Origin of the sequence: uncultured Methanobrevibacter sp. (genome assembly GCF_937906425.1) — an archaeon.
In the GTDB taxonomy this organism is placed as follows: domain Archaea; phylum Methanobacteriota; class Methanobacteria; order Methanobacteriales; family Methanobacteriaceae; genus Methanobrevibacter.
Genome location: NZ_CALCYR010000242.1, coordinates 1 through 13,167, shown reverse-complemented (window position 1 = coordinate 13,167; position 13,167 = coordinate 1). Strand labels below are relative to the sequence as shown.

At 32.6% G+C, this 13,167-nt stretch carries 4 protein-coding genes; 1 reads left to right on the top strand and 3 read right to left on the bottom strand.

The window, feature by feature from the left end; genetic code table 11:
• Positions 1–264 precede the first annotated feature (264 nt).
• From Q0138_RS07040 to Q0138_RS07030, 3 genes are all read right to left on the bottom strand, one after another.
• Positions 265–4,485, bottom strand: coding sequence for a right-handed parallel beta-helix repeat-containing protein (locus tag Q0138_RS07040; RefSeq protein WP_297982583.1), 4,221 nt, complete (start codon positions 4,483–4,485; stop codon positions 265–267).
• Positions 4,486–5,141: 656 nt separating this feature from the next.
• On the bottom strand, positions 5,142–7,211 hold the full coding sequence (locus Q0138_RS07035; RefSeq protein ID WP_297982580.1) for a right-handed parallel beta-helix repeat-containing protein: 2,070 nt from the start codon (positions 7,209–7,211) through the stop codon (positions 5,142–5,144).
• 1,003 nt (positions 7,212–8,214) lie between these two features.
• Positions 8,215–10,335, bottom strand: coding sequence for an Ig-like domain-containing protein (locus Q0138_RS07030; RefSeq protein WP_297982578.1), 2,121 nt, complete (start codon positions 10,333–10,335; stop codon positions 8,215–8,217).
• 668 nt (positions 10,336–11,003) lie between these two features.
• On the opposite strand from Q0138_RS07030, the gene Q0138_RS07025 reads away from it, so the two are divergent.
• Entirely contained in the window at positions 11,004–13,037 is a 2,034-nt protein-coding gene (locus Q0138_RS07025; protein WP_297982575.1) for a NosD domain-containing protein, read from the top strand.
• Positions 13,038–13,167: the final 130 nt, after the last annotated feature.

The following is a 13,167-nucleotide window of genomic DNA, read 5'->3' as shown; positions in this document are numbered from 1 at the left end:
ATTGGATAAAAAAATTTATAACAAATAACTAAAAATTTTTATGTCCGAAACTATACTAAAAAAATAAATTTTTAATAATTAAAAAAAGGGAAATTAAAATGAAATTCATATGAATCTCATTTTAAAGAATAATGTTTTTTTTTATTTTATTTATTTTTTGTTTTTTTTGTTTTTTGGTTTGTTGTTTTTTTTATTTGTTTGTTGTTAATTTGTTTGTTGTTGATTTGTTTGTTGTTGATTTGTTTGTTGTTGTTTATTATTTGTTTAAGCCGGAATTTCACTTTCAGGAACTTCATAAGTGTAAACTACTGAATATAATCTGTCAATAACATGAATCAAAGATCCGACTGAAATTTCAATTTTGTTATTGCCTCCTATGTAGTTTTCCTTGTTGAAACTAAAGCTTCCTGTTCCATTTTCAATCCAGAAATGAACTTCTTCCTGACTTTCTGTTCCCCTATTGATTGTAGCGTAAATGTCGAATTTTGCAAGTGATTTTGCCAATTCTCCATTCTTGTAGAAGTTTATCTTATAGCTTCCAGGACTTTCTGACTCAAGGCTTGTAAATTGGATTGTAGTGGTTTTGATTCTTGGACACATTGTTCCAACTCCTACAATTCCAGTTGCATTGTCCCAGGTTCTAAGATTGTTTACTCCATACCAATTTGGACCAATTGAAAGCTTGAGGCTGTCATTCCATTCTCCAGCACCATAGATGCCATTTGGATTTGCACTCATTTCACCTAAAATCATTAGGCTTGGACCTTCTGCATTTCTATAGATTGCATTGTCTGTAACAATAGGTTCAACTACATTTAAAGCCAAGTCATATCCTTCATTGAATCTGATTCCCTCCAATGAATTGTCTGCAATCAGATTGCTTGTGATAATGATTCCAGTACTGTTGTTTGCATCAATTGAAATGCCTATGTAGTTGTTGCTTACATTGTTTTCATTTATGCTTATGTTTACTGCAGAATTGTTGAGGAAAATACCATATCCTCTTGGTCCTTCAGGAACCTCTTCTGTATACCATCCGATATTGTCAATTATTGTATTGCCAATGATTTCAGTGTTTTCATTTCCAAATCCTGATTTGATACCATAATTGTTTTCACTTATTGTATTTGATCTCATTACTGTACTGTCTGAGTCTTCAAAGTAGATTCCGCTTTCAAATGAACTGATGCTGTTTTCGTCTATAAGCGTATTTTCACTGTTTATTATCCAGATTCCATATCCCGGCAGGATTGTACTTCCATTATTGTAGTCATCCATTTTACTTGAATCCAAGCTGTTTTTAATGGTGTTTTTGTTGATTGCCACCTCTTTGGAATTATTGATGACTATTCCATTTCCTTCAGCTGTAGCGGAGTTTGGATTAATGTTGAAGAATGATATGCTTGCCAAATCAAGATTGTTTATTGTAAATACGCTTGCCCCATCCTTTCCATTCAGTGTGGAGTTTGAATTTGTATAGATTGCAAGGCTCTTGTTTACTGTCAGATTTATGTCGTCGTAGGAAGCTCCAAGGAATTCAACGTCATAGTTTTCCTTTGCCTCATCAATGATTCTCTGAATTTCAGCATTTCCAAGATTCTTGTCAACATAGGATTTTTCAATCTCATCAGTAATCCTGATTGTATTGGACTTGCTTATTGCAAGAGAGCTGCTGTCACCTGCAAATTTGCTGCTGATTTTATAGCTTGTCTTTCTTACCAAATTGATTGTCAATGTGGCAATTCCCTCATCATCAGTAGTCTTGTTATAGGTTTTTGAGGAAACTGTAAAGCTTATTTTGGCACCGCTTATAGCTTCTCCTTTGGAATTGGTCAATTTTGCAGTAAACAGTTGTCCTGCTCTTGAAATGTATGTTCTGTCATAAGTTTCAAGATTATAGCTTTCCTTTCCGATTTTTATTTTTGAGACAAGACTTGCAGAGCTGTAGATCTCATCCCCATAGAACTTTGTTGTGAGGGAATAAGTTTTTTCCCTAACCAGATTGATTGTGAGGAATGCTGTCCCGTTTTCGTCTGTTGTTTTTGTATAGGTCTTTGATGAGACTGTAAATGTCACTGTCTTGTTTGCAAGCGGATTTCCATTTTTGTCGCTAAGGATTGCAATGAATTTTTCACCTGCCCTTGGCTTTAGGCTCATGTCTGAAGCGGAAATCTTGGTTTGATTTGCTCCTGTCTTGATTATGACCACATTTGATTTTGTGACAGACTTATATTGGCTTGTTGCAGGGGATTGGATTGTCATTGCATAACTTTTCTCTTTGACAAGATTGATTGTGAGGAATGCTGTTCCCTTTTCGTCTGTTGTTTTTGTATAGGTTTTTGATGAGATTGTAAATTTGACAGTCTTATTGGCAATTGGCTTATTGTTAAGATCCTTTAATGTGATAATGAACCTTTCCCCTGAAGCAGGTAAAAGAGCCATGTTTGAGCTTATAATCTGAGGACTTTGCTTTGCGATAATCAGATTTGCAGTGGCCATACTCTTGTTGTAGTTTTCATCACCATCAAAGCTCACTGTGTATTTGTATGTTTTTTGCTTTGCCAGATTGATTGTAATGAATGCTGTTCCGTTTTCGTCTGTTGTTTTTGTATAGCTTTTGCTTAGTCCATCAATCTTGAATGTGACTGTTCTGTTAACAACAGGATTTCCGCGTTTGTCCACAAGTTTTGCAAGGAGCTTATCTCCTGAGGATGGAACAAGGATGGTATCTGATACAATCATTTCTGTGTCGCTGTAGGTTCCTGGAATGTCCTCATCCGGAACATTGAATTTAACATAGGGATTGATTGTATAAAGTTCAAACATACCTGGGAAACTTGCAATTATTGTGTTTCCAGTTTCTAGGAAGTCCTCATCACGGAAATCTGCAGTTGCAGTTCCGTTTTTCATCAATACTGTTCTGTATACGTCACCATCTTGAGGAGTGGCATTTGAATTGTTCTTGTTGAGGTAGAATGTCACATAGATTGAGCTTAAATCACTTGCAATCTTGCCATTGTTGTCTAGGATTGAGACTGAATAGACTCCCTTGTCATCCTCTGTAATCTCACTTAGCTTTAACTTGTAGTTGTCACTTCCCCAAGCTGTATTAGGTGCCTTGTAAAGGGTGGCTCCACAAATGGTTTCATCTATATAGTAGGTGTATCCAAGGTAAACAACGGTTTTTCCAATGTCCCAGTTACCCTTTCCTTCTCCTACAAAGATATATAAGTCATTATCTGCATCGTAGATAAATGGTCCGCCGTTATAGCTGCTGTATTGTATATGGTATGCCAGTCTTTCAGTGTGGCCCATGAAATAGTTGTTTTCTATTGTTTCTAATTTTTCTGCACCCTTGCTTGCATCCATGTTTCTTGCACGGTAGTCGTTAAGGACACCATATTGTCCATTTTGCCTTATGTAGTTTCCCTTTATTTCGATTTTTGTTATGTTTGAGTTTACATAAACTCCAGAACCGCTGCTTGTACTTGGGTTTTGATTGAATGCAATCATGTTGCTTAAGACATAGACATAGTCTCCGGAACTCATGTTGATTCCTGTTGCCTTGTTGTATGTGATGTTGTTGTCCATGATTGTTGTGTTGAGATTCCCATCGCCAACAAGAACTCCTGTAAGCTTGTTATAGCTAATGTTATTCTCTTTGATTGTGGTTTTTTCAGAGCATATGATTCTGACTCCTATATTTGAATTGGTCAATGTGGAATTTGTCACCGCAATGTTTTTAGCATTTTCTATTCTGACTGCGTCCCCATCACTTACACTTGCGGTACAATTGATGATTTGGACATTCTCAGCCCCTCTTATAAATGCTCCATAGTCGTCCTCATCCCCTAAGTCATTGTTTAATGTGAATCCCATAAGGACAGATCCGCTGGCATCTGGGCTGAAGTAGAATAGTCCGTGAGATCCTGAGCCTCTTGTATTTGATGGACAAGGTGTCATTACTGTTCCAACTTCACTAATAATTGTTAATTGCTTGTCTACGATGAAGTGGCAGTGAACATAACTTGTTCCTGTAATTATGATTGTATCTCCAGCACTTGCACTGTCTATGGCATTTTGAATGCTTGGAGTGGACATCTGGTTGTATGCACTTCCGTCTACAGTGATTGTTGAAGAGACCTTATTTGACTTTAAGGAATTTTTATTGGTTTTTAAATCCTTTGCTATTTCTAAATTATTATTTTCCAAATCATTGGAATTTGGATTATTAGTGTCTGCACTTTCTAAATCATTGGAATTTAGATTAGTGTCTGCACTTTCTAAATTATTGGAATTTATATTATTTGTATCATTACTTTCTAAATCATTTGTGATATCTGTACTGACAATATCATCTGTAATAATTGATGAATCTTCATCAATAATATTAATTTCATCATTGTCTGCAGCTACAACTGAACCTATACTGATTATAGCTAAAATAAAGAGCAATGAAATTAATATAATCTTTTTATTCTTCATTTTATCTCCCTTTTTTATGTCCTATAAATTAATTTTATTATTTTGATTAATTGAAATCAATTTCATGATTTCTTATAATTTAAATTATTAACTTTACATTATGTCAAAGCTTTCATTTCAATATAATATAATATTTTGAATTAGGTTAATATATTCTTTTTTAATATATTATAGTCTTTTTGAAAAAAAGTATTATTATTTTATACACTTTTTACTACTTTTTAATTTTTATTTTTTTAGAAAAATATATTTTTTTAGATAGTTTTTTAAAAAAATCCTTTTAAAAAAGAGTTTAAGTTTCAATTAAGAGTTTAGAATTAGTTTTTTCAAATTAAATTAATTCAGTTAAAAAGTGTTTATAATTGCTTATTTTTTTAAATTTATTAAAATTATTTAAAAAAGAGTTTAAATTTTTATTAAAAAGAGTTTTAATTTAGTTATTTTTTTTTAATTAGTTATAAAGGGTTTAAATTTTTATTAAAATGAGTTTAAAAATAGTTGTTTTTTTTTTAAATTAGTTATATAGGGTTTAAATTTTTATTAAAAAGAGTTTAAAAATAGTTATTTTTTTTAAATTAGTTAAAAAGAGTTGTTTTTAAAAATAAATAGAAAAGGATTGAAAAGTAATAAAATTACTTTTCAAAAAATCTATTTATCTATTTTACAGTAATTTTACCGGTTTTGGTAATAGCGTTGAAGATGTTGTCTCCAGCGTATTTAACGGTGTAAGAGTAAGTTTTCTTAGTAGTTAAAGTTACTTTTACACTAGCTACACCTTTAGCATTGGTTTTTGCGGTGTAGGTTTTACCGTTTACGGTAAAGGTTACTTTCTTGTTAGCAACAAGGTTTCCTTTGTCATCTTTAAAGGTAGTGGTTAAGGTTTTGCTTGCACTAGCTTTGAAAGATTTGGTAGGAGCGGTTAAGGAACCGGTTTGTTTTACAACAGTTACTTTTGCAGCTTCGAAGGAAGGTTCGAATTCATCGTCACCTAAGAAACATACTGCAAAGGTGTATCCACCAGCAACTAAGTTGATTTGGGTTTTAGCTTGACCGTTTTCATCGGTGGTTGCGTTGTAAACGTGTCCGTTAAATCCGATCTTGAGTTCTTTTTCTACTAAAGGATTACCTTCTTCATCAGTTAATTGGTAGGTGTAGTATTCACCAGTTCTTTCAGCAGGTACAGTAGGTGCGGTAATGTTAGTGCTTTCAGCTACAACTACACTTACTTTTTTAGCTGATGCAGTACTTGTGAAAGTAATGGAAGCTTCAGATGCACCAAGAGTGTCTTCACCTGCAAATGCGAAAGCGTAAACACCATCTGCAGTTGCGTCGATGGTTACTTGACCGTTTTCATCAGTGGTGAAATTACCTAATTCTTCATCATTTAAAGTAGCAGCAATAACTTTTCCTGCTAAGAGGTCTTTATTTACATCTGCTAATTCAATGACGATTTTTTGATCAGCGGTAGCAACAGATACAACACTGATAGCGGTTGCAGCAGGGTCTGCTGCAGCAATGATTACACCAATGTTGGTGGTTGCGTTGGTTTCGTTGTCTTTTATTGTAGCATCCCAGTCAGCATACCATACACTTACAGGAGTTACACCGGAATCGATAGTGTTGTTTACAATAGCGATAGGTGCGTATGGGCTTAATGCACCGGAGTTACTTAAGAGAGCAACAAAGGTAATGGAATCTGCATCTGCACCTTCAGCTACGGTAATTACGTTATTGGTAATGTTAATGTCACCAATTTTACTTGGGTATCCGTGAGCGGTGTTACCGGATTCTGCTTTGAGAAGAACAGATCCTTCTCTTGCAACAAAGGTGTTTTCAAGAATTTGGTATCCGTTTGCTGCTTTTTGAGTACTGAGTACTGGTAAGTCTTTGAATATTACGTTACCTTCAGCATCTTCACAGTAACCACAGTTAATGAAACTGTTGTTTGCAATGATACATCCTTGGGTGGAAGCTCCACCGAAGTAGATTGCGTAACAGTTGTTAATGAAAGTGTTGTCAGTCATGATGTTATTTCCAGAGTTACTTGCAATGGATATACCGTCAAGAACTTGACCTTCAAAAGTACAGCCGGTTACGGTAATGTCGTGAGATCCCATAAGGTTGACTGCTTTAGTACCGGATTCTTTTGCTCCACCGTTAGTTACTGAGGTGGAAGATCCGTTGAAGTAGGAATTTGTAATAGTACAGAAAGCTGCACCTCTTCCATAAACTCCACTGCTGAAGTCAATGAAATTACAGTTGTCTACGGTACCGTTTTCGATAGCTAATTGAATTGCTACTCCACTAATTTTTTCTCCATAAGTTTTTGGTCCGTTTGTATTGATGAATGTAATGCATTCAAATCCAGTTCCAGCTTTGTTTGCAATGAAAGTAGCATCTGCTCCGCCTTGACCTGCACCATCTACATTGAGGGTAGCGTTGTTACCTTTAACGGTAACTTGTTTGGTAAGGTTGAACTTGGTAGCATTTACATCATAAACTCCATTTTCTTTTAATGAAATGGTATCTCCATCATTAGCTTCATCAATTGCTGATTGAATGTCTGCTGCTGTTTCACCTGTTACTTCAATGGTTTTAGGTTCAGCAACTACAGTTTCATTACTTGAGTCATCTGTAGCATTAGCATCATCTGCAGCAGATACTGCAGAAATAGATATAGCAACTAATAAAACTAAAAAGATGGATAATATAATCTTTTTATTCATATGATATTCTCCATAGTTTTATTTTTAAAAAAGTTTTTAATTTAAAATATTTTAAATTAAAATTAAAATATTTTTTTAATATTTCAATTTAACACTAACTTTAAAAAAATGCAAAAACATTTTTTTTAAATTAAAATTATCTTTAATTAATAATATTTAATTTTAATTAATGTTAGTATTTTATATATATTGACGATATGTAATATATAGTTTGTCTTTTAATTAGAATTGTTCAAAAATCTTATTTTTTTCATTTTTATTTTCTTATTTTCTTATTTTTGTTATAATTTTTTTAAAAATTGTATTTTTAGTTTTTAAGAAAGAATTGTTATTTAAAATAGTCTAATTTTTATTTTATTAGGTGCATTATAATACTTTTCGTTTAGTTTTTTATTACTTTTTTTATTAAAATTTATTATTTTTTTATTAAAAATTATTATTTTTTTATTAAAAATTATTATTTTTTTATTAAAAAAAGAGTTTTTTTATTATTTTTATGAATGTGATTACATTTTGAGAAGATTTTTTAAAATTAATTTCTTTTTTTAAATTATTAAATTAGTTTTTTTTATAAAAATAGTCTTATAATATTTATTTTATTTTATTTTTTTTTAATCAAATGGGTATTAATTTTAATTTATTTTAGAAAAAGAAAGGTTAAAAGAGAAAGTTAAGTGATAATAAGGTGTATGACTTAGAAAAATAAGGTTTAAAGAGAAAGTTAAGTGATAATAAGGTGTATAACTTAGAAAAATTAGGTTTAAAGAGAAAGTTGAGTGTTAATAAGGTATAACTTAGAAAAATTAGGTTTAAAGAGAAAGTTGAGTGTTAATAAGGTGTATAATTTAGATAAAGGAGGTTTAAAGAGAAAGTTAAGTGTTAATAAGGTGTATAATTTAGAAAAAGAAAAGTTAAAAGAAAAAGAAAAGCAAATCTTTCTTTTTCTAAATATTTATTGATTTATATATTTTAAATCCATTTTAAACAGTTCTGACATTAAGCTCTATTTGATAGTCACTTTTCCAGTTTTAGTCATTCCATTAAAAATCTCGTCTCCTGCAAATTTGACTGTAAATGAATAGGTTTTCTTTGCTGATAAACTTACATTGACACTTGCAATTCCATTTTTATTGGTTTTTGCTGTGTATGTTTTTCCATTTACAGTAAAGCTCAGGCTTTTTCCGGATACAAGGTTTCCCTTTGCATCCTTGAAAGTTGCAGTCAAGGTCTTTGTCTTTGCGCTTGCCTTATATGACTTGCTTGCAACTGTAAGGCTTCCTGTCTGTTTAATGACAGTTACCTTTGCCGCTTCAAATGAAGGTTCATAGTCATCATCTCCAAGGAAACATACTGCAAAGGTATATCCTCCAGCCTTAAGGTTTATTTGGGTTCTTGCCTCACCGTTTTCATCGCTTGTGGCATTATAGACATGTCCATTAAATCCTATTTTAAGATTCTTGTTGATTAATGGATTTCCATTTTCATCTGTTATCTTGTAGCTGAAGTATTCTCCTGTTCTTGCTGCAGGGAGTGTAGGGGCGGTTAAATTTGCATTTTCCGCAAGGATATAACTTGCCTTTTTAGCATTTGCAGTGTTTGAAAAGTTGATTGATGCAAAGCTTTCATCATAGTTGCCATCACCTTCATAGACAAAGTCCACTATTCCGTCCTCGTCAACATAGATGATTGCGCTTCCATCGCTGTCTGTCAGGATTGTCTTAACGTCTCCATTGTTTATCATATAGGAAATTTTTGCATTTGAAATTCCCTCGCCGTTAACATCTTCAAGGCTAATGCGGATCTTTCCATAGAATGTTGCAATATCAGCTATTTTTAGGCTGGTTTTAACCAGATTTGCCTTAGGGATTACAATGTAATTGCTGTCCTTTATTCCCCAATCTGCATACCATACTGTTACAGCCTTTATTCCACTGTCTATTGTGTTGTGGGTAATTGTAATGTCTGCATATGGAGTCAACTCTCCATTATTGCTGTAAATATATACGAATTCAACGCCATTTGGAACATGGCCCTCTGCCATGAGAATTGTGTTGTTTGTGATTGTTATGTTTCCTATTTCACTAGGGTATCCATGCGCTGTATTTCCAGATTCTGAAGTGATTATAATGCTTTCATTTGTTGCATAGAATATGTTGGAATCAACTACAAATCCGTCTGCAGACTTTTGGGTACTGATTACAGGGAGATTTTTAAAGAGGTAATCTCCATTCTTGTCCTTACACCATCCACATCTTATGAATGTGTTGTTTGCTATGACTGTTGATTTGGTGGATGCTCCTCCAAAGTAGATTGCATAACAGTTTTCTATGAATGTGTTGTTTATTATCATATTGTTTCCAGAACCTGTTGCCATTGAAACCCCATCCAATATCTGGCCGACAAAGGTGTTGTTTTCAATTCTGATGTGGTGGGAGCCTAATATGTTGATTGCCTTTGTTCCGCTTTCCTGATGTCCTGTATTTGTTACCTTGATTGCAGAACCGTTGAAATAACAGTTGCTGATTGTTGAGTATTGTGCACCGCCATCTGCACCTATTCCCGCCCTGAAGTTTAGGAAACTGCAGTTGTTTATGGTCTCGTTTATTCCCTTGATGTTTATTGCATAACCTTGAATGTCCTCACCATAGCTTTTTGCACCGTTTGTATTGTTGAAGATTATTCCGTCAATGCTTATCTGCCTTTCAAGAAGGTCAAAGACTGAACCTGATCCGTTTTGACCTTCACCGTCTACGTTTATAATGGCTCCATTTCCATGGATTGTTAGGTTACGTATTGTAACATTGATTTTGGTTTTGCCTATGTCATAGGTGGTGTTTTCCTTAAGGGAGATTATATCTCCGTTTTTAGCACTTAAAATTGCCTTTTTCAATCCTTCCCCATCATCTGTTTCAGGAACTATTGTGCTGACGCTTGAATCTTCGTCCTTCAATATATTTTCATTTGCTTTTGTGTTTAGTGTATCATCATCCAATGCAATATTGTTTCCCTCTTCCAGAACAATGTTATTATTGTTTTCACTTAAATCCGCTGCAGAAGCTGCAGAAATAGAAATTAAAACCAATAAGAGAAGTAGGGATGATAATATAATTTTTTTATTTTTCATTTTTCCTCCTAAATTAATAATTAACAAGTAAATTTTAAATCTATTAATTGAAATTTTACTTAATAAATGATTTGATTTTAAAATCTTCATTTTTAAGAAAATAAATTGATTTTTAAGTAAGTTTGGTTTTCTTAAGTTATTATTAATTGATAATAATTATTGTCGAAATGTAATATATAATTATCCTTAATTTTTTTTATATTCTTTTTATTTTAAGTTTGGATAATTTATATGCTTTTTTAAAAAATTTTTATTTTTCCATTTGTAGGGGTTTTGTTTTCGTGTTTTTCATTAAAAAATTTATGAATATTATATTCCATTTGAAATAAAGTATTTTTCGAATTCATAAATTGGAAAATAATTTTTTAATGTTCAAATTTGAAAAGAGGATTTTTAGGACAGCTAAAATTTAGAAACTTATTTATATTTAAAATAATATATTAGAGTTCACTATAACTTTATAATTCGCATATTAATAAAAAGTTGGAAATCTTTTTATTTCTTATTCTTGATTGAATTTGTAATTGAAATTTATCTTAGAAGTTTAAAAATTTATTATTTCAAATATTCTCATGAATTATGAGGTTATTTTAATTTATGTATTCTTATGGTCGACTTTATTGCTGATTATATTCCTTGTATTTTCAGTAATTTATTAGGGAGGTGAAATGATTAGCAGGAAGATATTATTAATCGTCATGTTAATAATATTCTTCACAGGTATTGGATCTGTAGTTGCAAGTTCTGATGTAGATGCTGATTTATCCGCAAGCGGTTCAGATGTTTCATATTCTGATAATCTTGCTGTTAATTTGGCAAGTTCCAAATTGTCCAGTTCAGATTCTGATTTAAATGATTCCGATTTGGAAATTTCAAGTTCTGACAATCTTGCTTCAGAGGAATCTGATAGTTCTGTTTCTGATTTAAATAGTTCCGATGGGTCTGATTTAACTGGTTCTGATGAATCTAAGATTTCTGATTCTGATTTAACTGATTCCAATGAATCCAATGGTTCTGATTATAATAATCAAAACGTTTCAAATAAAACAAATTCTACAAAAGTTTCTACTACTAGCGCTCCTCAAAAAATTATTATTAAAGATGCAAGTTATTATAATTCCAGTAATAGTCTTATTCAAAAAATTATTAGCAATGCAGCGGCTGGAAGCACAATTGAGTTTACAGGTTCCTTCTATAAAAATTTATGTTTAACAATCAATAAACCGCTAAATATTATAAGTAAATCCGGTACAGTCATTAACGTAACATTCAATGTACCTGTATTCACTATAAACAAGGGAGGGTCTGGAACCAATATTTCTGGCTTTGTCATTAACGCTGCAGGGTCCTTTGTAGAAGCCGCCCGTGCTTCAAACATTATTGTTTCAAATAATAAGATCTCTACAAAACGGACTGCCATAGTGTTTAATAATGTTTCAAGTTCCAAGATTCAAAACAATCAATTCCTAAGTTTTGTCACTGCAATCCATTTAAGCAAATCCGGTGGAATAAGCATTTCTAAAAACAATTTCACTCCGGATGTAACAACTTGCACTGCCATTGACATGGAAGATTGTAAGGAGAAAGCTGGAATTAATATTCTTAATAACAGATTTGAAGGTCTTATTAATCTTTGGGGATCTAAAGCAATTAATGTAGGAAAAAATGTGGCTAATTTGTTGATTAGAGGAAACTTAATCAAGAATTGGGATTCTGGAGTTTATTTATCAAGTTCAACAACTAATGTTACAATCTATAACAATACAATAAGCAATAATCGTGATGGAGTCATTGTATCTGGAACAGTAAAGGATTTCAGTTTAAAAAACAATGTTGTTACTGGAAACTTGGCCCATGGCGTATTGTTTGATGAGGATTATGAAGGAACCAAAGGTTCATTTGCATTGGAAAACAATTTCTTTGCAAGCAATGACTTTGACTTGAGAAGTCCTGGAAAGGTTAATGTAAATATTGGTCAGAATTTTGCATTCATAAGATGTACAAGAATCTTGATGAAATATACATTCAAGATTAAAACCCGTCAAAATGGAAACAGCTATGTATTTACCGTTCTTGATGGAAGGTCAGGTACAGGATTTTCTGACTTGCCTGACTTTGACGCTACATTGGACGTAAATGGTAACAAGTATAATGTTAATTTTAGAAATGGGCTTGCATACTTGGAAACTCAAGAAAGCGCTGGTTCTGAACCTCCTTTAAGTGTAGGGGACATTAAAAAAGTACTTCAGGACTGGGGTCCTTATGAGCTTTCCTCATTGGATGACATCAATTATTATATTCAAAAGTATAAACAGTCATTTGAACCGACAAATCCAAGTCCTGCCTCAGGCGGAAGTTCTGCTAATGGTACCAACGGTTCTGGTTCTGGATCTGGCGGTTCTGGAAATGGAGGCTCAGGTTATGGAGTTTCTGAAGGTTCATCCACATCAGTATCTCCAAGTTCAACAAGTGCTGGAAGTGTAGGTGCATCAAGTGCCGACAGTTCAAGTGCTGGTGGAGGAGTGTCCTCCTCTGGAGACAGTGGATCTGATTCCGCTTCAAATCCAGACAACACTGCAGTAAAAACCTTGTCTGTTGACGAGGAAACCTTTAGGGTTGCTGGAGTTAGCGGATTATTGGTTCTTATACTACTTGTTATAGGTTTATATTACCGTGAAGACATTCAAAAAATGATGAAATAATTTTATTATTTCATTTTTACTTTTTTTATTAATTTTTACTTTTTTATTAATTTTTACTTTTTTTATTAATTTTTATTTATTTTTATTTATTTTTATTAATTTTTATTAATTTTTATTAATTTTTATTAAT